This is a genomic window from Enterobacter sp. ECC-249 (genome assembly GCF_043965265.1).
Taxonomy (GTDB): domain Bacteria; phylum Pseudomonadota; class Gammaproteobacteria; order Enterobacterales; family Enterobacteriaceae; genus Enterobacter; species Enterobacter quasiroggenkampii.
On the sequence record NZ_CP143660.1, the window covers coordinates 2,297,439 to 2,319,368 of the forward strand.

A 21,930-nucleotide genomic window follows, 5' to 3' on the forward strand; every position below is an offset into this window, starting at 1 on the left:
TATTAAGTGGTAGAGGAGGATGGGATATGTACGGATTTATCGCGCGACAACCCATTTTTAACCCTGAAATGAATACGGTGGCCTATGAGCTGCTTTTCAGAGACGGGATGACAAACCGTTTTCCGGATGTGTCGGCGGAATATGCCACATCCAGAATGATATCAGACCAGTTTTTATGCGTGCCGTCCCAGCGCATCGCCGGGGCACATACGTCGTTTATTAATTTCCCTTCAAGGATGGTCATTGACCGCAGTGGCGAAGCGCTGGATAAAGAGAGCGTGGTGATTGAGATCCTTGAAGATGCTGTGCCGGGGGCCGAGCTGCTGGAGGCCGTCAGGGAGATGAATGCGCATGGCTATCAGTTTGCGCTTGATGATTTCACCCTTGCGCCAGAATGGGATGCCTTTTTACCCTATATTTCAATACTGAAATTCGACGTCAGGAATTATTCCTTAGCGCAAATTAAACAGTATCTGAAAGCGCGTAAACATCTGACCGGTCATATTAAATATCTCGCTGAAAAAGTTGAGACTAAAGAGGAATTCAACCAATACAGGGACGAGGGTTTCTCTCTGTTTCAGGGCTATTTTTTCTGCCGCCCGGAGGTCATTAAATATAAACGGCTGTCGCAAAATCAGCTGGCGATTTTCCGGCTGCAAATGGAGGTCGGACGCAATAAACCTGATTTTCGAATTATCGAGTCGTTGATAAAAACCGATCTCACGCTCTCCTATAAAATCATGCGCTATATGAAGCATACGGCGTTTAAGCATGTCGGCGCCTGTAATTTCAGCAAGTTAACCCTGAGCGAGGTGCTCAGGTATCTTGGCGAAAATCAGCTCCGACGGTTTGTTGCCGTCGTAGTCCTCGCCAGTGCGGGCAATGACACCGTCAGCGAGCTTTACCCGCTAAGCATGATGCGCGGCAAGTTCTGCGAACTGATCGCAGAGACGATGAAAGACCCGATTCTGGCTGAAAATGCGTTCATGTGTGGCCTGTTTTCATTGCTCGATACCCTCCTGGAGCTACCGATGGCCGAGTTGATGAAGCAAATTGCGGTTCCGCAGAGCGTGAGCAACGCGCTGTGCCATCAGGAGGGGCAGCTAGCCGACATGATTAACCTCTGTCGTTACTATGAACAGCAGCGGTGGGACGAGGCGACACGGGTTCGTCAGGCGCTGGGTCTGTCAGATGAGGAGGTGGTGGAGGCGATGCGAAAGGCAACGATCTGGGCAGGAGAGAATACGGTCAGTTAATCCCCCCTCACGCCGTGCAGATGGCGTGAGGAAGGACGCGATACCGGCTAGCGGCCCGCTTTTAATTTCTGGTAATACTCTTCGTAGAGGCGGCTGGCGTCGCCGACATCGTTCTGCCATTCACCTTTGCTGATGGTTTCGGCGTCCGGGTAGAGCGACTTATCGTTAGCCACGTCAGGCTTCAGCAGCTTGCGTGCGGCGAGGTTGGGCGTCGGGTAGCCAATCGTCTCGGCGACCTGTTTCGCCACGTCAGGGCGCAGCAGGAAGTTAATCAGCTTCAGCGCCCCGTCCACGTTTTTCGCGTTGGCCGGAATCGACAGGCTATCCATCCAGAAGATCCCGCCTTCTTTCGGCCAGACTACTTCAAGCGGCGTACCGGCCTGGCGGGCGACATACGCGGAGCCGTTCCACACCATCCCCAGGTTCACTTCGCCTTCCATATACGGGTTTGCCGGGTTATCAGAGTTGAATGCCGCCACGTTAGGCATCAGCTTTTTCAGTTCGGTATACGCCGCTTCGATCTCTTTAGGATCCGTCGTGTTGCCCGAGTAGCCCAGCTTGCGCAGCGCCACCTGGAACACTTCACGTGCGTCGTCGGTCAACAGCAGGCTGCCTTTGTACTCCGGTTTCCACAGGTCTGCCCAGCTAGTCACCGATTTCGGATCGACGGCCTCGCTGTTAACGCCAATCGCGGTCGCGCCCCAGATATACGGAATGGAGTAGTCGTTATTCGGGTCAAACGGCTTGTTGAGCATCGCCGGATCGAGGTTTGAAAAATGGGTTAGCTTCGTTTTATCGATCTTCTGGATCATGCCCTCTTTGCGCATTTTGTCGACAAAGTAGGTGGAAGGAACCACCAGATCGTACGCGCCGTCTTTGTAGGTTTTGAGCTTGGCATACATGGTTTCATTCGACTCGTAGGTCGAGTAGATCACCTTGATGCCCGTCTCCTTCGTGAACTGCTCCAGCAGGCCCGGCGGCACGTATTCGGTCCAGTTGTAGAAGTAGAGCGTTTTGCTGTCATCAGCGTGCGCGGCACCCATGCCAAGCACCAGCGCCGCAGCGGCGAGCATTTTTTTCATTTCATTGTCCCCTGAGATTTTGTTTTATCACGAGCAATAACCTGGCTGGCGATCACCAGAACCAGCGAAAATACCAGCAGAATGGTCGCCAGCGCGTTCACCTCAGGTGAGACGCCGACTTTCACCATTGAATAGATCTTCAACGGCAGAATTTCATAGCTCGGACCGGTGACGAAAGAGGACACGACCACGTCATCCATCGACAGGGTGAAGCTAAGTAGCCATCCGGCCGCCACGGCGGGCATCGCCAGCGGCAGGATGATTTTACGCAGGATGGTCATCTCGCTGGCGCCCAGATCCTTCGCCGCCTCCAGCATGCGCACGTCGAACCCTTTCAGGCGCGCGAAGACGGTCACCACCACAAACGGCAGGCAGAAGGTGATATGGGAAAACAGCAGCGACCAGAAGCCAAGCTGTACGCCCAGCAGCATAAACAGCACCAGCAGCGAAATCGCCATCACAATGTCCGGCGACATCATCACCACAAACAGCATGCCGCTGACGAACGGCTTACCGCGAAAGCGATAGCGGTAGAGCGCCACGGCGGTCAGGGAGCCAATCAGCGTGGCGAAGGTGGCGGAGAAGATCGCCATCGTCAGCGAGTGCTGAGCGGCCTGCAGCAGGCTGTCATTGTTCATCAGCAGGCTGTACCAGTCGGTAGTAAAGCCCTGCCAGTTAATCCCAAAGCGCGAGCTGTTAAACGAGTTCACGATCAAAATAACGATCGGGATATACAGGTAAGCGTAAATGGCGGTCATAAAACCGCCGCGAAGCAGTCGACCGATCATTCGAGTTCCACCTTCTTATTCAGCAGCCGTGACGCGCGCCAGTAGACCAGCAGCATCAGCCCCATCACCACCGTCAGCGTAATGCTGGTCGCGGACCCGAACGGCCAGTCGCGGATGTTGAGGAACTGGCTCTTGATCACGTTACCAATCAGCAGGTTTTTCGCCCCGCCCATCAGGTCTGAAACGTAGAACAAGCCCATCGCCGGGAGCATCACCAGCAGACAGCCCGCGATAATGCCGGGCATGGTCAGCGGGATGATAATGCGGATAAAGGTCTGGAGCCTGTTGGCGCCCAGATCTTTTGCCGCTTCCAGCAGCGGTTTATCCAGCTTCTCAATGCTGGAATAGAGCGGCATCACCATAAACGGCAGCAGAATATAGACCAGACCGACGATCACCGCGCTCGGGGTGAACATGATGCGAATCGGCGTATCAATCACTCCCAGCCACAGCAGAAACTCATTGAGATAGCCTTTGGTGCTGAGGAAGATTTTCAGCCCGTAGATGCGAATCAGCGAGTTGGTCCAGAACGGCACAATCAGTAAAAACAGCAGCAGGGGGCGCACCTTTTGCGGCAGGCCCGCGAGGAACCATGCGAAGGGATAACCCAGCACCAGACAGGCAATAGTGGCAATCAGCGCCATATTGAGCGAGTGCAGCAGCACGTCAAAATAGAGCGGATCGAGCAGGCGCGCGTAGTTGTCCAGCGTAAAGACCAGCGAAACGAAGTTAGCGTCGTCGCGGGTCAGGAAGCTGGTGGCGATGATCATCAGGTTGGGTAAAAAGACAAACAACACAAGCCAACCGACGATCGTGGCAATCACCACATTCTGGAACTTACTTGTGTTCTTCATCAGCCAGCACAACCTCCCAGCTTTCTACCCAGTTGATAACCATTTTCTGGTCGAGAGAGTGGTCGAAGTCAGGATCGTCTTCGTTAAAGAATTCGCTGACCATCACCATTTTGCCGTTCTCCAGCTCGACGACAGACTCCAGCGTCATCCCTTTGTAGTTGCGCTCGCGGATATAGCCGATTAATCCTTCGGCCTCGGCATTGCCGTGGATTTCATCGACACGCAGATCTTCCGGGCGCAGCAGAACGTTGAGCTTTTGTCCCTTTTCGACGGGGAAATTCACCGTGATTGCACACTCGCGTCCTTCGACGCGGGCGCGCACGCGCTGGTCGTCCAGACGCTCAATCACCGTGGCGTCGAAGATATTGATTTCACCAATGAAGCTGGCGACAAACAGATTTTTCGGCTCTTCGTAGATTTCACGCGGCGTGCCGTCCTGCTCGATTTTGCCGTCGCGCATCACCACGATGCGGTCAGACATGGTCAGGGCCTCTTCCTGATCGTGGGTGACGAAGACAAAGGTAATGCCGAGCTTGCGCTGCAGGGCTTTAAGCTCGTTCTGCATCTGCTTGCGCAGCTTGTAATCCAGCGCCGAGAGGGATTCATCCAGCAGGAGCAGGCGCGGCTTATTGACCACGGCGCGGGCAATGGCCACGCGCTGCTGCTGGCCGCCGGAAAGCTGATGCGGTTTTCGCTGGGCAAACGTCTCAAGCTGCACCATGCGCAGGGCGTCGGTAACGCGCGTTTCGATTTCATTCGCCGGGGTTTTTTGCATCCGCAGGCCAAACGCCACGTTTTCAAATACGGTCATGTGCGGGAACAGGGCATAGCTCTGAAAGACGGTATTGACGTGGCGGTCTTCGGCGGGAACCCGAGTGATGTCCTGGTTCTCAAGATGGATATGGCCGTCATCGACGCTTTCCAGCCCGGCGATAAGGCGCAGTACGGTTGTTTTGCCGCAGCCAGAGGGGCCAAGCAGCGTCAGAAACTCACCGTCATTGATGGTGAGCGTGAGGTCGGAAATGACGTTTTTGCCATCAAAACTTTTACGAATTCGTTCCAGTTTCACCAGCGGTGAACGGGTTTGTGTATTCAATTTTTGCGCTGTCCCATATAGACGCCTCAGGCAGCAGACTGAAGCGGGGTTTGTGTGTAACCACCTTGGTGACTCGTAATGAGGGCGGACATTCTACGGCAATCCCCTGCAATCGCCAATCCTTGTCACTGATTCATAAGCTACATTTACTAACGCATAACGATATAAACGGAAAATATTCTCGTTTGCGGGATAAAAGTGACCTGACGCAATATTTGCGTTTTGATGCTTATTGATAATGTTGTCACAAAAAGTGAGGGTGACTGCATGGATAAATTACTTGAGCGTTTTTTACAGTACGTTTCGCTGGATACCCAATCTAAACCGGGTGTTCGCCAGGTGCCGAGCACCGAAGGCCAGTGGAAGTTATTAAACCTGCTTAAAGAGCAGCTTGACGCCATGGGGCTGGTCAACGTCACGTTAAGCGAGAAAGGCACTGTGATGGGAACGCTGCCGGCGAATGTCCCGGGTGACATTCCGGCGATTGGCTTTATCTCCCATGTCGACACCTCTCCGGATTTTAGCGGTAAACATGTGAACCCGCAGATTGTTGAAAACTACCGCGGCGGCGACATTGCGCTGGGCATAGGCGACGAAGTGCTCTCGCCCGTCATGTTCCCGGTGCTGCACCAGCTCCTGGGCCAGACGCTGATCACCACCGACGGAAAAACGCTCTTGGGGGCGGATGATAAAGCGGGGATCGCGGAAATCATGACGGCGCTGGCGGTGCTGAAGGGCAAAGATATCCCGCACGGCGATATCCGCGTGGCCTTTACGCCGGATGAAGAGGTCGGCAAGGGGGCGAAGCACTTCGACGTGGAAGCCTTTAACGCGCAGTGGGCCTATACCGTCGACGGCGGCGGCGTCGGTGAACTGGAGTATGAAAACTTCAATGCCGCGTCCGTCACGATCAAAATTGTCGGCAACAACGTTCATCCCGGTTCGGCGAAAGGCGTCATGGTGAACGCGCTGTCGCTGGCGTCACGAATTCATGCAGAAGTCCCCGCGGCAGAGAGCCCTGAACAGACCGAAGGGTATGAAGGGTTCTATCACCTGACCAGCATCAAAGGCACCGTGGACAGCGCGCAGATGCACTACATCATCCGCGATTTCGACCGCAAAGCCTTTGAGGCGCGCAAGCGTAAGATGATGGAGATCGCCAAGAAGGTCGGTAAGGGATTACACCCTGACTGCTATATTGAGCTGATAATTGAAGACAGCTATTACAACATGCGTGAGAAGGTGATGGCGCATCCGCATATTCTCGATATCGCCCAGCAGGCGATGCGCGACTGCGATATTGAACCGCAGCTGAAGCCGATTCGCGGCGGCACCGACGGTTCTCAGCTGTCATTCATGGGGCTGCCGTGCCCGAACCTGTTTACCGGTGGCTATAACTACCACGGCAAACATGAGTTTGTGACGCTGGAAGGGATGGAAAAGGCGGTGAAGGTGATTGTGCGGATCGCGGAGTTGACCGCGAAGCGGTAGCCGCTTTAAGCCGGGTGGCGGCTACGCCTTACCCGGCCTACGTTAAAATTGTAGGCCCGGTAAGCGAAGCGCCACCGGGCAGAAAGGCAAGGAGTGCCCATGTCAAACTACCGTCGCCATTACGTTCCCGGCGGCACATGGTTTTTTACCGTCAACCTGCAAAACCGCCAGAGCGATTTGCTTACCCGCCATATCGACAGCCTGCGTTCCGCCACCTCAACGGTTAAACGTGCGAAGCCCTTCACTATCAACGCGTGGGTTATCCTTCCTGAACATATGCACTGTATCTGGACCTTACCGGAAGGTGACAGTGATTTTTCCGCCCGCTGGCGGGATATCAAAAAGACGTTCAGCCGCAGCATCGACATGCGTCATATCTGGCAGCCTCGCTTCTGGGAACACACTATCCGTAACGAAGAGGACTACCGGCGGCATGTGGATTACATTTACATCAATCCGCTGAAGCACGGCTTTGTCAGCAAAGTCATCGACTGGCCGTATTCAACGTTTCATCGCGATGTGCGGGAAGGAGTGTATCAGGCGGATTGGGCGGGAGAGATCGAGGATTTTGCGACGGGTGAGCGGAAGTAAAATGCCGGGTGGCGGCTACGCCTTACCCGGCCTACAAAACCAGTGAACGTAGGCCCGGTAAGCGAAGCGCCACCGGGCATTAAGGCGACTCAGTCCTCAAAGAACCAGTACCCGCTGTTGACCAGCGCGGCCAGCATCGCGAGAAAGGACGGATCTTCCAGCGCATCGCCAAAGGTGTCGGCAGTCAGCACCAGATGGCTGGCAATGGCTTCCAGCGCCGGACGGTGCGGAGAGTCCAGCTTCTCGCCGTTGACGAACACCTCCTCACCAATGCGCAGCACGCGCAATCCGCCCAGGCGTACCAGCTTGTCGCCCTGCTGGAGCGCATCATAAATTTCGTCAGCCTGATAAGGCGGCTCCGGCGGCGCAACGTCCAGCTCATGACGAGACTGGCTGATAAACTCACCAAACCACTGTTTGAAGTGCTCCGGCTCGTTAATCAGATCCAGCATCATGCCGCGCAGCTTATCCAGCTCTTCTGGCAGAATATCCGCCGGATGCTCGCGCGCAGGCACATCAGGGTCGCTGTAACGATAGCTGCCCAGCTCGCGCTGCAGAACATAGTCGGCAAATCCGCTGATCATCTCGCGGCCGCTTGGCGCACGGAACCCGACGGAGTAGTTGAGGGAATTCTCCAGGGAGTAACCTTCGTGAGGGAATCCCGGTGGAATGTAGAGAATGTCACCCGGCTCCAGCTCTTCGTCGATAATCCCTTCAAACGGGTCAACCTGGAGCAGATCCGGATGCGGGCAGTGCTGCTTCATTGGCACTTTTTCACCCACGCGCCAGCGGCGGCGGCCCGTACCCTGAATAATAAACACGTCGTACTGGTCCAGATGCGGACCGACGCCACCGCCAGGTACGGAGAAGGAGATCATCAGATCGTCCATGCGCCAGTCGGGCAGGGCGCGGAACGGGCGCATTAAGGCGGCAGTCGGCTCGTGCCAGTGGTTGACCGCCTGCACCAGCAGCGACCAGTTATTTTCACCGAGGTGATCGTAGCTTTCGAAAGGACCGTGGCTGACCTGCCATTTCCCGTCCTGGTGGCTGACCAGACGGCTGTCGACTTCGTTTTCCATGGCCAGACCCGCCAGCTCGTCAGGCGAGATAGGGTCGACAAAATTGCTGAATCCGCGTTTCAGAACCACCGGGCGTTTTTGCCAGTAACGTTCAATAAACTCGGGCCAGTTAAGCGTTAAGTGATAATCCATATTTTTTTATTCCGCAGGCTCTTACTGACTCGGATTATAACGGAAGCTCAGCCCCCCGGCTGCGAGATCCTCGCATTTTTCACATAACGGGTTAACTATCGTTCAATGTGGGCTGCTGGCGGCCAAAAATGACCTCCATTCGCGCGCCTCCCAGCAAGCTCTCGCTGGTTTCGATTTTCCCGTCGTACTGGTCGACAATCTCGCGCGCTACGGCTAATCCAACGCCCTGGCCCGGACGTAGGGTATCGGCGCGCTGGCCGCGATCGAACACTACGTCACGCTTATTGCGCGGGATCCCCGGGCCATCATCCTCAACGATGATATGCAGTTCGTTATCCGTCTGCCGCGCTGACACTTCCACGAACTCCAGACAGTATTTGCAGGCGTTATCCAGCAGGTTACCCATTACTTCCATGAAGTCATTTTTTTCACCCACAAAGCTTATCTCTGGTGAGATATCGAGGCTGATGTTCACCCCTTTACGCTGATACACCTTGTTGAGGGCTGACGTGAGGTTATCCAGAAGCGGGGCGACCGGATGCAGCTCGCGGCTCAGCAACGCGCTGCCGGAACGCATGCTGGCGCGGTGGAGATAATAGCCAATTTGCTGGGAAATACGGCTGATCTGCTCCAGCATCACCGGTTCGGCATCGTCAACGCTCAGCTTCGAACTGCGCATTGAACGCAGGGTACTTTGCATGACGGCCAGCGGAGTTTTCAGGCTGTGGGTCAGGTCGGTAAGCGTCGTACGGTATTTATCATAGCGTTCGCGTTCGCTTTTCAGCAGGCGGTTGAGGTTTCGCACCAGGCTGGTGAGCTCGCGCGTGGTTTCCGGGTTGAGCTTCTCGCGATGATGTTCTTCAAGCTCTCGAACCTCTTTCGCCAGTGATTCAATGGGGCGCAAGCTCCACCAGGCCGCCACCCACAGCAGCGGGATCACCAGCAGAAGATTCGCAGCCAGAACATAGATGAACCAGCTCCAGACCATATAAGAACGCTTCAGCTCGACCGGAATGGTATCGATCACCACGATGGTCAGCTGCGGCATGTTCAGCGTCGCCGGATAGAGGTTAATCGCGACGGAGTGCGTCATCTCCGTATCGGCGTTGTCGGCACGGATCTCGTTCAGCTTTTGCTGCAGGGAGCGATCTTCACGGATCAGCGAGCTGGTGGTGTTGAGATCGGCTTCAATTTCGTGAAACCCGTTGGTTTTGAGCCAGTCCGGACGAATGCTTTTAACCAGCCACGGGATATCACGCTGCGCCCACAGTAACTTCCCTTTTTCGTTATAAATCAGAGCAAGCGTAGGGCTCTGCTGGTTGAGGTTTTCCGGCATTTCGACGGTGATTTTATTGTTTTCCCACTTCGCCAGGGTATAAAACAGATTGCTTTCGCCACGCAGCAGGCGAAAGGTGGTTTTATCAAAGCTGACGCTGTAGCCCACCAGGGCGACCATGCCGTAGGAGAGCGACAGCACCAGCACGACTGCGGCTGTTGCCAGCAAGAAGCGAACCCGCAGCGAGAGGGGCAGAATGTGGCGTAAAATCCGTCTCATTTAGCGTAATTCAAACAGGTAGCCCTGGCCACGGACGGTGGTAATCACATCCTGCGGATACTGCGCCTGAATTTTCTTACGCAAACGTCCCATCAGCACGTCAATGGTATGGCTCTCGCGCAGTTCAGCATCAGGATAAAGCTGGAGCATTAAGGAATCTTTGCTCACGACCTTGCCATTGTTACGGATCAGCGTCTCCATGATGGTGTATTCGAAGGCGGTGAGCTTGATCACTTCATCATTGATGGATAATTCCCGGCGGGAGAGATCAACCTGGAAAGGCGGGATGGAGATAACCTGAGACGCCAGCCCGCTGTTGCGCCGAAGCAGCGCCTGCATGCGGGCCGCCACCTCTTCAATATGAAACGGCTTGGTGACGTAATCATCTGCGCCCGCGCTGAGCACTTCAACCTTATCCTGCCAGCCTTCACGGGCGGTCAGCACCAGTACCGGCAGGGAGACATCGTGGCTGCGCCAGCGGCGAATTAACGACAGACCGTCTTCGTCAGGCAACCCTAAATCGACAATGGCGATATCCGGCAGGTGTTCATTGAGATAATAATCGGCTTCTTTTGCATCTTCAGCATCGTCCACCTGATGTCCCATCTCCTGAAGCTGAACCTTCAGGTGATGACGTAGCAATGCGTTATCCTCAACAACCAGTACGCGCATCATCTTTTCTCCCAGAATGAATAGTATGAATAGTTTAACGCTGATTATGTTGCTGTGGGGATAAACATTGAGTAAACCGGGGAAAAGCAACCCCCTTTCCGGGCGGAAAGGGGGGAGGGGAGATTACTTCAGCTCGTCAACCATAGTGATGGCGCGGCCAATGTAGTTCGCCGGAGTCATCGCCTTCAGGCGGGTTTTCTCTTCTTCCGGCAGCGCCAGGCCGTCGATAAACTGCTTCATACCTTCCGCGTCAACGCGTTTGCCGCGGGTCAGCTCTTTCAGTTTTTCGTACGGTTTTTCGATGCCGTAACGACGCATCACGGTCTGAATCGGCTCCGCCAGCACTTCCCAGTTGTGATCCAGTTCGTCCAGCAGACGATCGCGGTTCACTTCCAGCTTGCTCACGCCTTTCAGGGTGGACTGATACGCGATCAGCGCATAGCCGATGCCCACGCCCAGGTTACGCAGCACGGTGGAGTCGGTCAGGTCGCGCTGCCAGCGGGATACCGGAAGTTTGCTTGCCATATGCTGCAGCACGGCGTTCGCCAGACCCAGGTTGCCTTCGGAGTTTTCGAAGTCGATTGGGTTTACCTTGTGCGGCATGGTGGAAGAGCCGATTTCACCGGCGATGGTTTTCTGTTTGAAGTGGTTCAGGGCGATGTAGCCCCACACGTCACGATCGAAGTCGATCAGGATGGTGTTGAAGCGTGCGATGCAGTCAAACAGCTCGGCGATATAGTCGTGCGGCTCAATCTGCGTGGTGTACGGGTTCCACTGAATGCCGAGAGAGGTCACGAATTCTTCGCTGAACTGGTGCCAGTCCACTTCCGGGTAAGCGGCGATGTGGGCGTTATAGTTACCGACCGCGCCGTTGATTTTACCAAGAATTTCAACCTGTTCCAGCTGACGGTACTGGCGCTCCATACGGTACGCGACGTTCGCCATCTCTTTACCCATCGTGGATGGGGTGGCCGGCTGGCCGTGGGTACGGGAGAGAAGCGGGATGTCGCGGTATTCCACGGACAGCGCCTTCACCGCGTCGATGATTTTACGCCAGTAAGGCAGCACCACCTCTTTGCGCGCGGTGGAGAGCATCAGCGCATGAGACAGGTTGTTGATGTCTTCAGAGGTACAGGCGAAGTGAATGAACTCAGACACGGCGTGCAGCGCAGGGACGCTTTCCACTTTCTCTTTCAGGAAGTACTCAACCGCCTTCACGTCGTGGTTGGTGGTGCGTTCAATGGTTTTAATGCGCGCGGCGTCTTGTTCGCTAAACTCGGCAACGATTTTATCAAGGTAATCGTTTGCCTTTTCGTCAAAAGCAGGAACTTCCTTGATTGCTGCCTGGGCGGCCAGCTTTTGCAGCCAGCGTACTTCAACCTGAACACGGAACTTCAGCAAACCATATTCGCTGAAGATCCCGCGCAGCGCGCTGACTTTATCGCCGTAGCGTCCATCGACAGGGGATACGGCGGTCAGTGAGGATAATTCCATAATTCGCAACTCCGGGAGGTTAACAATGAGCAAGAATTTGTTTTGCCTGAGTGGTCAGGCGATTACGAGAAAACATTAGCTGCAGGCGGCCACCGCCAACCTGGTGCCACAGCACGGCAGCGCGGATCCCAGCCAGCAGGGACGCGCGCACTTTTGCCTGTACCTGCGGACTTTGCAGCACGGCAGGGGAGCCGGTGACCTGAATACGCGGGCCTAGCGGGCTGATGACGTCAACATAAATGCCGGCCATGGCGCTCAGCAGCGTTTCGGACTGCAGGTCAAAATGGTCTAGCTGACGCTGTAGCCCGGCAATACGATCGCCCAGGGTATTGAGCGCGCCTTTTGCTGCGCTCAGCTTACGCTCCAGCACCATCAGGCTCAACGTGTAGCGGGTCAGCTCCGCGTTTAACCCCTGACGGCTGCTGGCGTTAAGCACGCCAAGCAGGGTTTCAAGACCGAGACGAAGATTGGTTTCACTGCCGCCGAATACGCCCAGGGTCGAGCCGGGGTTGAGGTCGATAACGCTGTTGAGTGAAACGTGCAGGGCGTCAGCGTCGCAATGACCCTGATGCGCCAGCTGTTGCACCAGACGGGCTGACTGGCAAATTCCCGCCAGCGCCAGGGTGATGTCATAGTAATTCTTCGCCACACGGTCTCCTTTATGTGTGAATCGTATTAAACAGCAGGCAGCGGCAGGCGCTGTTCAATGATCCCGCCGCCCAGGCAGATCTCACCGCTGTAGAAGACAGCGGACTGACCTGGGGTGACGGCTGCGACCGGCTCGTCGAAACGCACGTCAATGCGATCGTCATCAAGCGCGGTAATGGTGCAAGGAATATCGGTCTGACGGTAGCGGGTTTTCACCGTGCAGCGCAGCGTGCCTTTCAGCGGCTCACGATCGACCCAGTGCAGCTGCTGCGCGATAAGGCCAACGGACATCAGACGCGGATGATCGTGACCCTGGGCAACAATCAGAATATTGTTTTCGACATCTTTGTCGACAACATACCATGGATCTTCACTGCCTTCTTTGGTCCCGCCGATACCCAGCCCTTTACGCTGGCCGAGCGTGTGGTACATCAGCCCCTGATGCTGGCCAATCTCTTCCCCGTCGACGGTGACAATTTTACCCGGCTGTGCAGGCAGGTAACGTCCGAGGAAATCGCGGAATTTGCGCTCGCCGATGAAGCAGATGCCGGTAGAGTCTTTTTTCTTCGCGGTGATCAGGTCCAGCTCTTCGGCGATTTTACGCACCTGTGGCTTTTCCAGTTCGCCGACCGGGAACAGGCTCTGGGCGATTTGCTCGTGGCTCAGCGTATAGAGGAAGTAGCTTTGGTCTTTGTTGCCGTCCAGACCGCGCAGCAGCTGGCTTTTGCCATTCACGTCTGCGCGACGCACGTAGTGACCGGTCGCAATGTAGTCTGCGCCCAGATCTTCCGCAGCGAATTCCAGGAAGGCTTTAAATTTGATCTCTTTGTTGCACAGAATATCCGGGTTCGGCGTGCGGCCCGCTTTGTACTCTTCCAGGAACAGTTCAAAAACGTTGTCCCAGTATTCTGCGGCAAAGTTAACGGTGTGCAGTTCAATGCCGAGCTTATCGCACACGGCCTGCGCATCGGCGAGATCCGCTGCGGCAGTGCAATATTCCTCGCCATCATCTTCCTCCCAGTTCTTCATGAACAGGCCCTCCACCTTATAGCCCTGTTGCTGTAACAGGTAGGCGGAAACGGAGGAATCGACACCGCCGGACATGCCGACGATTACTTTTTTCTGGCTGTTATCTGACATGGAATACTCACGACATTGAACTTCAAGGCGGCGTATTCTATCACGCCCCCCCACCATTGACACCCTCTGTAAACGGCCAGTTAAATGCGCCGATGACATCCAGCGGCAAGCGGCCAGCAGACTGCCAGCAGCGAATGCTTTCCGCAACCAGCGGCGAGCGCAGGTTTGGCGCGTTCAGGATCTCGTCGGCGGTGACCCACAGGCAGCGGTCGATATCGTCATCCTGCGGCTCAGTGGCGCACGTTTCGCTAAGCTCAACGGCAAATAAAAAACGCAGGAAGGGGGTGCTGTCGGGTGCAATCCACTGGTGCATACGGATGAAGTGCTGGGGCTCAGCGTGAATTCCGGTCTCTTCCCATAGCTCGCGTTTCGCCGCCTGCAGCAGGGTCTCATTGGCTTCAAGATGTCCGGCAGGCTGGTTCCACAGCGCTTTGCCGTTAATGCTCTCTTCGACAACAAGGAATTTACCCCTGGCGTGGACCACGCAGGCAACCGTGACATGAGGTTTAAACATAGTGACTCCTTAAGAGGTGACGTCGCGCCATTCGCCGTTTGCCAGCGTTTCCAGGGTGTAGCTGCCCATGGCGTAGCGAATCAGACGCAGGGTAGGGAAGCCGACGTGCGCGGTCATGCGGCGAACCTGGCGGTTGCGGCCTTCATAGAGGGTAATTTTGAGCCAGCTTGTCGGAATGGATTTGCGTTCGCGGATCGGCGGATTGCGCGGCCACAGCCACTCCGGTTCATTCACGCGTTCAATACCTGCCGGCAGGGTTGGGCCGTCGTTCAACGTCACGCCGCTGCGCAATTTTTCCAGCGTTTCTTCGTCCGGCTCGCCTTCCACCTGGACGAAGTAAATTTTGCCGGTGCGTTTTCCCGGCTGCGTGAGCTTCGCCTGTAAAGCGCCGTCATTGGTCAAGACCAGCAGGCCTTCGCTGTCCCGGTCCAAGCGTCCGGCCGCGTAGACGCCCTGGACAGGTATATAGTCCTTCAGCGTGCTGCGCCCGGCTTCATCGGTGAACTGCGGCAAAACATCGTAGGGTTTATTGAACAAAATAACCCGCTTCGGCTGGGTTTCCTGCGGTCTTCTGGCGGCTTGTCGCGAGCTGAATCGCTCAACCCGGTGTTTTGTAAAAGAAGTTTTCTTCATGGTATTTTCAGGCGTTATCAATTGCCGCATTATAGCCTAATAACGAAGACCTTTCATGGCGCAGGACAATCAGGTACTATCGAAGGGCTCATTACAATTTATTAACATAAGATCAGTAACAACCAGAAGCGCTCGAAGGAGAGGTTAATGGAAAGCAAAGTAGTTGTTCCGGCGGAAGGTAAAAAGATCACCCTGCAAAACGGCAAGATTAACGTTCCTCACAATCCGATTATCCCGTTCATCGAAGGTGACGGTATCGGTGTAGACGTTACCCCGGCAATGCTGAAAGTGGTTGATGCCGCTGTTGAGAAAGCCTACAAAGGCGAGCGTAAAATTTCCTGGATGGAAATTTACACCGGTGAGAAATCTACTCAAGTTTATGGCCAGGACGTCTGGCTGCCAGCAGAAACGCTGGACCTGATCCGCGACTACCGTGTTGCTATTAAAGGCCCACTGACGACGCCAGTTGGCGGCGGTATCCGTTCCCTGAACGTGGCACTGCGTCAGGAGCTGGACCTGTACGTGTGTCTGCGTCCGGTTCGTTACTATCAGGGCACCCCAAGCCCGGTTAAGCACCCTGAACTGACCGATATGGTTATCTTCCGCGAAAACTCAGAAGACATCTACGCGGGTATCGAATGGAAAGCGGACTCTGCTGACGCAGAAAAAGTGATTAAATTCCTGCGCGAAGAGATGGGCGTGAAGAAAATTCGCTTCCCTGAGCATTGCGGTATCGGCATTAAGCCGTGCTCCGAAGAAGGGACCAAGCGTCTGGTGCGTGCAGCCATCGAATATGCAATCACCAACGACCGTGACTCTGTGACCCTGGTTCACAAAGGCAACATCATGAAGTTCACCGAAGGCGCATTCAAAGACTGGGGCTACCAGTTGGCGACAGAAGAGTTCGGCGGTGAGCTGATCGACGGCGGCCCGTGGCAGAAGATCAAGAACCCGAACACCGGCAAAGAGATCATCATTAAAGATGTTATCGCCGATGCGTTCCTGCAGCAGATCCTGCTGCGTCCTGCTGAATACGACGTAATCGCCTGTATGAACCTGAACGGTGACTACATCTCTGACGCCCTGGCTGCGCAGGTTGGCGGTATCGGTATCGCCCCTGGCGCGAACATCGGTGACGAGTGCGCCCTGTTCGAAGCGACCCACGGTACTGCACCAAAATACGCAGGTCAGGACAAAGTGAACCCAGGCTCTATCATCCTGTCCGCAGAGATGATGCTGCGTCATATGGAGTGGTTCGAAGCCGCAGACCTGATCGTCAAAGGTATGGAAGGCGCGATCAACGCGAAAACCGTCACCTATGACTTCGAACGTCTGATGGAAGGCGCTAAGCTGTTGAAATGCTCAGAGTTTGGCGACGCGATTATCGCGAATATGTAATCATGATGTTAGATTAAATCGTAACGGGAGCCGATTGGTTCCCGTTTTTATTATTAGCTTTCGAACGGTTATCAAATTTTTATCAAATTTTGTTATCAAAATTCTGTTCACAGAGTACATCAATGTTAGAATGAGGCAACTTTTCACGTTGTTTTTTTAAGGGAATTTATGAAAATAACATTAAAAAATTTCGGGCCGATTAGAAGTTTCTCCATCGACTTAGAGAAAGACTTTCATTTTCTGATTGGGCAAAATAGTATTGGTAAATCATATGCTATTACGGCTATCTATCTTATCGTAAAAACATTACTTCAATTTAAATCTCGGCGGTCCATTTCTTTTTCTCATTACGATTACTATATGGATCTTGAGCATAATGATAATAAAAATGGAGATACCCAAAAACGTCTTAAAGAATTTATTGATAGTGAGTTAAATGAACAAGACGTAACAGAATATGTTGATGATGATTTAAAGCGATTTTTTACTGTTTTGCTTTCAAATGAATTAACTAATTCATTTACTAATACATTTACCTCGATAAATAATCTTCAAAACCAGTTTAACAATGAACCTGCAATCATAGAATTAGTAGGTGGTGACATTGAGATAACTCTCAAGCTGGAGAATAACAAGTTTGTTGTTTCAAATATTAAGCATGATAATAATTATCATGTGAAAAAATCTAAAAGGAATAGAAATCTTCACCAGGGAGTAAATGCTACTTACATATATTACCGAGAAAATTCTACTACGCCTGATGAATCACTTACACAGCTAGTTACTGAATATAGTTATTTTTTCGTGCAGCGTAATGTTCTAAGTATAATTTATTCATTAACTGCAAACCTTAAAAATGTTCATTACTTGCCTGCAAGTCGCTCGGGTTTATATCAAGCTTTGAGTGCTTTTGGACAAATCATTGCAGAATTATCAAAAAATCGATCCTTCCTCTCTAAAAAAATTGAGCTTCCGAGCATTTCTGAGCCAGTTAGTGACTACTTTATCAAGTTGTCTGATATTAGAGTTGTAAAACGGAATTATGAAGATAAAAAAATAAATTTCCTTGCTAAAGAGATTGAAGATACCATATTAGATGGTAAGGTTGAATTTAACCCACAGACAAAACAATTATTGTTTTTCCCAAACAATACAAGTCTTCGCTTAGAATTATCTTCAACATCGTCGATGGTTTCTGAATTAGCGCCGATCGTATCATATCTCCGATATGTTTTGACTAAATCAGATGATAGTGTTCTTAGGAAAACATTATCTAATCAGAGAGAAACCAAAAATCCTGAACCCAAATCTCTTATTATGATTGAGGAACCTGAGGCACATTTACATCCTGAAATTCAAATTAGATTAACTGAAATATTTGCTAAGTTGATAGACGCTGACGTAAAATTGATTATTACGTCCCATAGTAATTTTATCTTTAATAAAGTTAATAATTTAGTTATTAAAAATACGGCCGATGGATGTGAATCGGGCATCCATAAAAATAACGTTTCTTCAATGGTATTTAAGAAAAGCGTACATGGTAGTATTGCATTGCCATTAGCAATAGATGAGTTAGGTATTGAAGATAATAACTTTGGGCCTGCAACAGAACAACTTTTCGAAGAAAAAATGGATATTTATAACTCCATAAATGAAGATATGGAAGAAGAGGATAAAAATAAATGATATCCTCGATTTTATCTGTGGAAAAATTACGTGAAATAATGCGGCATGAAGTAAGTGAAAATAGTGTCTTTGTAAAATTAGACCACGACTTCTACTGTGAAGATGGTTGTTTAAATAACGATAAAATTATAAATTTATCAGTTGATAGTTACTATAATAGCTTGCGGATGCCTTCCACACCTCCTTCGCCAGATAATTTACTAGTAATTCGGAGAGGTGAAAATAAATACTCTATCTATATTATAGAGTTAAAAGATGTTGCGCGAGTATCTAGATTAGATCATGAAAATATACGCTGTAAATATACAACGGCGGTTGATGATTTCATGTCTGACAGATTTCGAGAATGCTTTATCAAAGACGGTTCAAAGGTTACTGATTTTAATGTGTGGATTGTATGTAATAGATTTTCATTCCTTGGGGCTGATTTATCAGATGAAGAATATGAAAAAAAAGTTTTAAAAGGAGGAGTAATGGAAAAACTGTTACTTTCGAAACCGTATAAATTCGGTGGGAAGATTTCTCCTATAACTTTTCAACTTTCAGGCACTGAAGTCTGTTAGTAAAGAGGGGGGAACCCCTCTTTACTCTTTTATTCTAATCCAATCCTTACCTCGGTCATCATGATATTGTGCAGTTTGATTCGATGATTTATGGCCAAGAAGCTTCTGCGTATCTATACCTTGTTCTTTGTATAGACGCTCTGCTAAAGACCGCTGTTCATGGAAGGTAGCAGGTGTGCCATTCCCCCAAGTTATTTCTGCTTTATCTCGAGCCTTACTGAAATTCATTGTTATTGTATTCGACTTCACCTGTGCCCCTCGTTCTGCCATTGAAGTAGCCCGGAAAAAGTGGATCAGGTACGGACTGACTGCGTAGTCGCGGCAACGTGCAACAACATCTCTCAAACTCCAGCCAATCGCGTTAAGTTTAAGGGATAGGGGGATTGCCAACTTGGTACCAGTCTTCTCCTGAACTACATGAAGATGGTCATCCCAAATATCGCTGAACTTCATATTCGAAATATCACCGAGGCGCTGACCAGTGACGAGCGCCAATAGCATTGCATTACCCATATACTGGTGGTGGGCGTCGGCGATCTCGAAAATTTTTTGCCACTCTTCGAGGTTAAGACGCTGTCGAGTAATCCGCCGGCGCGGTTGTTTTGTAGCAAGTGCCGGGTTATAACCCGGCGGTACCTCGCCATAATGTTGGGCTTCCTTGAAAACATCGATTAAAACAGAGCGAATTACCTGGGCCATCCTAGGTTGACCTTCTGCAACATAGGATTCCAGTATTTGGGCTACATCCCGAACGTCGACGGCTGATATCAATTTCATTCCTACGCTCTCGCGAAGCAGGGCGACGGGTTTGGCCTTTTGCTTATGAGTGTTCGGCCTGATATCACCATTCTCCAGTCTTTCACTCTGAATTTTCCAATAACGATCTAACCACGTATTTGTTGTTATAGCCTTTCCTTTGCTGGTAGCGATCTTGTCACTGATAGCCAAAACCTGCCTGGTGCGCTGTTCAGCTAGTCTCTCATTGGCTTCGATTGCTATTGCTGTTGCTTCGGCCTCGTTAGTTCCAAGGCTATGAAACTTACCTGTAACGGGATGCTTATACCGCCAGTAGATTTTATTTACCTTACGACTGTAGAGCGTATAAAGATTAGGTATCTTAACGTTGTTTTTACGTGGTCGGGCAGCCATCAGACAGTATCCTTTGAAGCATAGGAGAATCAGATTTTTTAATAACGGGCTGGGTTAAATTACCTGTAATCTCGGCATCTTCTCTTACCCGCCAGTATCTTCCTTCTTTGGTGGCCGGGGGAGTGAACATGCTCTCTTTAGCGTATCGGCGTAAAGTATTCAGACTTGGAGGATTACTCCGGTATTTTTCCGCAGCCCATTCTTCTAAAGTCAGCATTTGAAGCATGTGATTTACCTCATAGTGGCCCATATCATGGCCATTTTCTGAAATTAAAAAATCAGTGTTCAGTCAGACGCTGCCAGATTGCTGACACGTATTTGACCTGATGAAGAGCATCTGAAATAGCCTTGTGAGGTTCTCCCACAAATGGGATCTCATAGCGAGGCTTGCAGCCAACCACTTTACCCAACTCGACAATGGTTCTTACATCCCGGTTATTCCAGAACTTCCATGGGCAGGGGATCCCCGTCCGGTCATAAGATGCCTCAAGCAGGACATTGTCATAAGTGGCACCATTCCCCCAGACCTGTACAGAATCAGGACCGTTAGCCGCATTCTCAGCTATAAACTCATTTAGCTGTAGCAAGGCGTCATCCAGAGGAATAGCATCATCCATCACTAACTCTGAACGAGCTTCAGGGGAAGCTTTAAGCCAGAAGATTATGGTAGATGCATCCGGAACCCCGCCGCTGGCCATGGCAGATTCCAGGCTAATCACTTTGTAAAATTTCGAACCTGTTTTGCCCGTCGACGGATCAAAGAATACGGCCCCGATAGCTACGACAGGTGAGTCTGGTTTTTTGCCAAATGCCTCAATATCCACCATTAGGTGCGTGCATATCATTTCAGAAGGGGGGGGATTCTGATTAAAGAATTCCATATCGGGTCCTTAATTTTGGTTGTAAGATACCCGCAGCTAGTGATTGCCGCCTTGGGTAGTGGTCATTGGTCAAAACTCGATTCCGGAAAGCTTTGGTCGGCTGACCGGGTACTTAACCCGCCTTGCGCGGGTTTTGTGCTTTAAGGGGCTGGTAACAGCCATTGGTCACAACTCGATTAATATTTGAAAGCTGGCTGATGGTCGTCAGCTGATTTGTACGGGTAACACTCTCCTTTAACGTGCTGCTCTTTGGCAGCTGCATCACAACCAGCTTCTGTTTGGTAAACACCAAACATGATGTTTGAGCATTCCCCGGTGAGGGCGCAGACGGTAACGATCAGGGCAAAGTACGAGCTCATGCTTTTAGCTCTGGATTCCCTTTTTGTGCCAGTAAGTAGCAAAGCTTACGAACAAGCACTTCAAACAGATTTAAGTGTACGGCTTGGCAGCCAGCTTTTTTGCGTGCGAAATCGATCATGGTTAACTCCTGTGTGCCTTTAACGCCAGGCTGGCGGAACGGTAAACCTGCTGCGCGATTGTCTTGCCATCTCATCCGGTGTTTCGTATGCCGCCGGCAGCTACTTCGTGGGCGTCCTGCCTCGATGACTCGTTGCGATAGAAACATTATTATCAATACAATCGATATGTGTCAAATTAAATTGATAGTTTGGGGCGAGAAAAACCTAGGGTCATTGATGACCCGAGCACAAGAGGGTGAATTAAAAGAAAGGCTATTTGGTTGGCGGGATCAGATTACGTTTCTGCAGATAAGTCTTTGCAAAATTATCGAGCTCTTCAAGTCTAAGATCTATTATCTTGATAATTCGTTCTTTTTCATCATCTGTTGGCAATTGTTCGAATGCTTCCAGAAGTCTTTCTTGAAGTTCTGTTGACGGCTTAACTTTTGGTTTTGGTGCCCAAGGATCGTGCTCTTCGAGGGTCTCACCATCCTCCATAAAGAACCATGAGAGTGGATACCCAGTCGCAGCGGGAAGAAGATTCAGTATTTCAGATCTGGGTAAAATGTCAGAATTGCACCAGCCGTTAACAGATTGAGCCTTGACTCCCAGTCTGCGTGCCAGCTCAGATTGTGATATTTCGAGATCTTTTATCGCCTTTTGCAATCTCTTACCGAAGTTCATCTCTTCATCCAATTCATCTAGTTATTAGCAATTATACAGATTTTTTCTGTAGCTCTTACTATCGAAATAATTTGACGATATCG

Annotated in this window: 24 protein-coding genes; 6 read left to right on the forward strand and 18 right to left on the reverse strand. The window is 51.4% G+C overall.

The window, feature by feature from the left end:
- The first annotated feature begins 26 nt into the window (after positions 1–26).
- A complete protein-coding gene (locus V1587_RS10970) occupies positions 27–1,256 on the forward strand; it encodes an EAL and HDOD domain-containing protein (RefSeq protein ID WP_371897736.1) in 1,230 nt (409 codons plus the stop codon).
- 47 nt (positions 1,257–1,303) lie between these two features.
- Here V1587_RS10970 and potD read toward each other — a convergent pair whose 3' ends face one another.
- The 4 genes from potD to potA are packed head-to-tail and all read right to left on the reverse strand — an operon-like array spanning position 1,304 to position 5,106.
- Positions 1,304–2,338, reverse strand: a complete 1,035-nt coding sequence (gene potD / locus V1587_RS10975; protein ID WP_371897735.1) for a spermidine/putrescine ABC transporter substrate-binding protein PotD — start codon at positions 2,336–2,338, stop codon at positions 1,304–1,306.
- The gene (gene potC, locus V1587_RS10980) at positions 2,335–3,126 is read right to left on the reverse strand and encodes a spermidine/putrescine ABC transporter permease PotC (RefSeq protein ID WP_023617893.1); all 792 of its coding nucleotides are present in this window, start codon (positions 3,124–3,126) and stop codon (positions 2,335–2,337) included. The genes potD and potC overlap by 4 nt, the downstream gene beginning before the upstream one ends.
- Positions 3,123–3,980, reverse strand: a complete 858-nt coding sequence (gene potB, locus V1587_RS10985; RefSeq protein ID WP_290094757.1) for a spermidine/putrescine ABC transporter permease PotB — start codon at positions 3,978–3,980, stop codon at positions 3,123–3,125. The genes potC and potB overlap by 4 nt, the downstream gene beginning before the upstream one ends.
- Positions 3,964–5,106, reverse strand: coding sequence for a spermidine/putrescine ABC transporter ATP-binding protein PotA (potA, locus tag V1587_RS10990; protein WP_371897774.1), 1,143 nt, complete (start codon positions 5,104–5,106; stop codon positions 3,964–3,966). The genes potB and potA overlap by 17 nt, the downstream gene beginning before the upstream one ends.
- A 237-nt stretch (positions 5,107–5,343) precedes the next feature.
- Between potA and pepT the strand changes: the two genes are divergently transcribed.
- Together pepT and V1587_RS11000 are read left to right on the forward strand one after the other, a co-directional pair.
- Complete coding sequence (gene pepT / locus V1587_RS10995) at positions 5,344–6,567, forward strand: peptidase T (protein WP_371897734.1); 1,224 nt, start codon at positions 5,344–5,346, stop codon at positions 6,565–6,567.
- Between the two features lie 99 nt (positions 6,568–6,666).
- Positions 6,667–7,158: a transposase gene (locus tag V1587_RS11000; RefSeq protein WP_371897733.1), complete on the forward strand. Its 492-nt coding sequence runs from the start codon at positions 6,667–6,669 to the stop codon at positions 7,156–7,158.
- 89 nt (positions 7,159–7,247) lie between these two features.
- On the opposite strand, the gene V1587_RS11005 is transcribed toward V1587_RS11000, so the two are convergent.
- The 8 genes from V1587_RS11005 to rluE form a co-directional block, all read right to left on the reverse strand.
- The gene (locus tag V1587_RS11005; RefSeq protein WP_045401586.1) at positions 7,248–8,369 is read right to left on the reverse strand and encodes a cupin domain-containing protein; all 1,122 of its coding nucleotides are present in this window, start codon (positions 8,367–8,369) and stop codon (positions 7,248–7,250) included.
- Between the two features lie 91 nt (positions 8,370–8,460).
- A complete protein-coding gene (gene phoQ, locus V1587_RS11010; RefSeq protein WP_371897732.1) occupies positions 8,461–9,924 on the reverse strand; it encodes a two-component system sensor histidine kinase PhoQ in 1,464 nt (487 codons plus the stop codon).
- Positions 9,925–10,596, reverse strand: a complete 672-nt coding sequence (phoP, locus tag V1587_RS11015; RefSeq protein ID WP_024908594.1) for a two-component system response regulator PhoP — start codon at positions 10,594–10,596, stop codon at positions 9,925–9,927.
- Positions 10,597–10,719: 123 nt separating this feature from the next.
- Positions 10,720–12,090 (reverse strand): adenylosuccinate lyase, encoded by a 1,371-nt coding sequence (gene purB, locus V1587_RS11020; RefSeq protein WP_008500757.1) that lies wholly within the window; start codon positions 12,088–12,090, stop codon positions 10,720–10,722.
- Positions 12,091–12,109: 19 nt separating this feature from the next.
- Positions 12,110–12,739 carry a high frequency lysogenization protein HflD gene (gene hflD, locus V1587_RS11025; RefSeq protein WP_013097081.1) on the reverse strand — a complete coding sequence of 210 codons (630 nt, stop codon included), beginning with the start codon at positions 12,737–12,739 and terminating at the stop codon, positions 12,110–12,112.
- A gap of 26 nt (positions 12,740–12,765) precedes the next feature.
- Positions 12,766–13,878: a tRNA 2-thiouridine(34) synthase MnmA gene (gene mnmA / locus V1587_RS11030; protein ID WP_371897731.1), complete on the reverse strand. Its 1,113-nt coding sequence runs from the start codon at positions 13,876–13,878 to the stop codon at positions 12,766–12,768.
- 40 nt (positions 13,879–13,918) lie between these two features.
- Positions 13,919–14,392, reverse strand: coding sequence for an NUDIX hydrolase (locus tag V1587_RS11035; RefSeq protein ID WP_223563139.1), 474 nt, complete (start codon positions 14,390–14,392; stop codon positions 13,919–13,921).
- A 9-nt stretch (positions 14,393–14,401) separates the two neighbouring features.
- On the reverse strand, positions 14,402–15,055 hold the full coding sequence (gene rluE, locus V1587_RS11040) for a 23S rRNA pseudouridine(2457) synthase RluE (protein WP_371897730.1): 654 nt from the start codon (positions 15,053–15,055) through the stop codon (positions 14,402–14,404).
- A 117-nt stretch (positions 15,056–15,172) separates the two neighbouring features.
- Between rluE and icd the strand changes: the two genes are divergently transcribed.
- From icd to V1587_RS11055, 3 genes are all read left to right on the forward strand, one after another.
- Positions 15,173–16,423, forward strand: coding sequence for an NADP-dependent isocitrate dehydrogenase (gene icd / locus V1587_RS11045; RefSeq protein WP_003857898.1), 1,251 nt, complete (start codon positions 15,173–15,175; stop codon positions 16,421–16,423).
- A gap of 168 nt (positions 16,424–16,591) precedes the next feature.
- A complete protein-coding gene (locus V1587_RS11050; protein ID WP_395314294.1) occupies positions 16,592–18,112 on the forward strand; it encodes an AAA family ATPase in 1,521 nt (506 codons plus the stop codon).
- Positions 18,109–18,675 carry a hypothetical protein gene (locus V1587_RS11055; protein ID WP_395314295.1) on the forward strand — a complete coding sequence of 189 codons (567 nt, stop codon included), beginning with the start codon at positions 18,109–18,111 and terminating at the stop codon, positions 18,673–18,675. The genes V1587_RS11050 and V1587_RS11055 overlap by 4 nt, the downstream gene beginning before the upstream one ends.
- Before the next feature lie 21 nt (positions 18,676–18,696).
- Here V1587_RS11055 and V1587_RS11060 read toward each other — a convergent pair whose 3' ends face one another.
- From V1587_RS11060 to V1587_RS11085, 6 genes are all read right to left on the reverse strand, one after another.
- A complete protein-coding gene (locus V1587_RS11060; RefSeq protein ID WP_395314296.1) occupies positions 18,697–19,824 on the reverse strand; it encodes a phage integrase Arm DNA-binding domain-containing protein in 1,128 nt (375 codons plus the stop codon).
- A complete protein-coding gene (locus V1587_RS11065) occupies positions 19,805–20,050 on the reverse strand; it encodes an excisionase (RefSeq protein WP_071785721.1) in 246 nt (81 codons plus the stop codon). The genes V1587_RS11060 and V1587_RS11065 overlap by 20 nt, the downstream gene beginning before the upstream one ends.
- Before the next feature lie 52 nt (positions 20,051–20,102).
- Complete coding sequence (locus tag V1587_RS11070; protein ID WP_395314297.1) at positions 20,103–20,705, reverse strand: 3'-5' exonuclease; 603 nt, start codon at positions 20,703–20,705, stop codon at positions 20,103–20,105.
- Positions 20,706–20,881: 176 nt separating this feature from the next.
- Positions 20,882–21,064, reverse strand: coding sequence for a DUF1482 family protein (locus V1587_RS11075; protein ID WP_395314298.1), 183 nt, complete (start codon positions 21,062–21,064; stop codon positions 20,882–20,884).
- Positions 21,061–21,183: a hypothetical protein gene (locus V1587_RS11080; protein ID WP_395314299.1), complete on the reverse strand. Its 123-nt coding sequence runs from the start codon at positions 21,181–21,183 to the stop codon at positions 21,061–21,063. The genes V1587_RS11075 and V1587_RS11080 overlap by 4 nt, the downstream gene beginning before the upstream one ends.
- A gap of 253 nt (positions 21,184–21,436) precedes the next feature.
- On the reverse strand, positions 21,437–21,847 hold the full coding sequence (locus V1587_RS11085; protein ID WP_045350084.1) for a helix-turn-helix domain-containing protein: 411 nt from the start codon (positions 21,845–21,847) through the stop codon (positions 21,437–21,439).
- Positions 21,848–21,930 lie beyond the last annotated feature (83 nt).

Bases quoted from the DNA above. Each gene is read 5' to 3' on its own strand.
- V1587_RS10970 (WP_371897736.1), top strand. From the start codon at position 27: ATGTACGGATTTATCGCGCGACAACCCATTTTTAACCCTGAAATGAAT.
- potD (WP_371897735.1), bottom strand. From the start codon at position 2,338: ATGAAAAAAATGCTCGCCGCTGCGGCGCTGGTGCTTGGCATGGGTGCC.
- potC (WP_023617893.1), bottom strand. From the start codon at position 3,126: ATGATCGGTCGACTGCTTCGCGGCGGTTTTATGACCGCCATTTACGCT.
- potB (WP_290094757.1), bottom strand. From the start codon at position 3,980: ATGAAGAACACAAGTAAGTTCCAGAATGTGGTGATTGCCACGATCGTC.
- pepT (WP_371897734.1), top strand. From the start codon at position 5,344: ATGGATAAATTACTTGAGCGTTTTTTACAGTACGTTTCGCTGGATACC.
- V1587_RS11000 (WP_371897733.1), top strand. From the start codon at position 6,667: ATGTCAAACTACCGTCGCCATTACGTTCCCGGCGGCACATGGTTTTTT.
- V1587_RS11005 (WP_045401586.1), bottom strand. From the start codon at position 8,369: ATGGATTATCACTTAACGCTTAACTGGCCCGAGTTTATTGAACGTTAC.
- phoQ (WP_371897732.1), bottom strand. From the start codon at position 9,924: ATGAGACGGATTTTACGCCACATTCTGCCCCTCTCGCTGCGGGTTCGC.
- phoP (WP_024908594.1), bottom strand. From the start codon at position 10,596: ATGCGCGTACTGGTTGTTGAGGATAACGCATTGCTACGTCATCACCTG.
- purB (WP_008500757.1), bottom strand. From the start codon at position 12,090: ATGGAATTATCCTCACTGACCGCCGTATCCCCTGTCGATGGACGCTAC.
- mnmA (WP_371897731.1), bottom strand. From the start codon at position 13,878: ATGTCAGATAACAGCCAGAAAAAAGTAATCGTCGGCATGTCCGGCGGT.
- V1587_RS11035 (WP_223563139.1), bottom strand. From the start codon at position 14,392: ATGTTTAAACCTCATGTCACGGTTGCCTGCGTGGTCCACGCCAGGGGT.
- rluE (WP_371897730.1), bottom strand. From the start codon at position 15,055: ATGCGGCAATTGATAACGCCTGAAAATACCATGAAGAAAACTTCTTTT.
- icd (WP_003857898.1), top strand. From the start codon at position 15,173: ATGGAAAGCAAAGTAGTTGTTCCGGCGGAAGGTAAAAAGATCACCCTG.
- V1587_RS11050 (WP_395314294.1), top strand. From the start codon at position 16,592: ATGAAAATAACATTAAAAAATTTCGGGCCGATTAGAAGTTTCTCCATC.
- V1587_RS11055 (WP_395314295.1), top strand. From the start codon at position 18,109: ATGATATCCTCGATTTTATCTGTGGAAAAATTACGTGAAATAATGCGG.
- V1587_RS11060 (WP_395314296.1), bottom strand. From the start codon at position 19,824: ATGGCTGCCCGACCACGTAAAAACAACGTTAAGATACCTAATCTTTAT.
- V1587_RS11065 (WP_071785721.1), bottom strand. From the start codon at position 20,050: ATGCTTCAAATGCTGACTTTAGAAGAATGGGCTGCGGAAAAATACCGG.
- V1587_RS11070 (WP_395314297.1), bottom strand. From the start codon at position 20,705: ATGGAATTCTTTAATCAGAATCCCCCCCCTTCTGAAATGATATGCACG.
- V1587_RS11075 (WP_395314298.1), bottom strand. From the start codon at position 21,064: ATGAGCTCGTACTTTGCCCTGATCGTTACCGTCTGCGCCCTCACCGGG.
- V1587_RS11080 (WP_395314299.1), bottom strand. From the start codon at position 21,183: ATGATCGATTTCGCACGCAAAAAAGCTGGCTGCCAAGCCGTACACTTA.
- V1587_RS11085 (WP_045350084.1), bottom strand. From the start codon at position 21,847: ATGAACTTCGGTAAGAGATTGCAAAAGGCGATAAAAGATCTCGAAATA.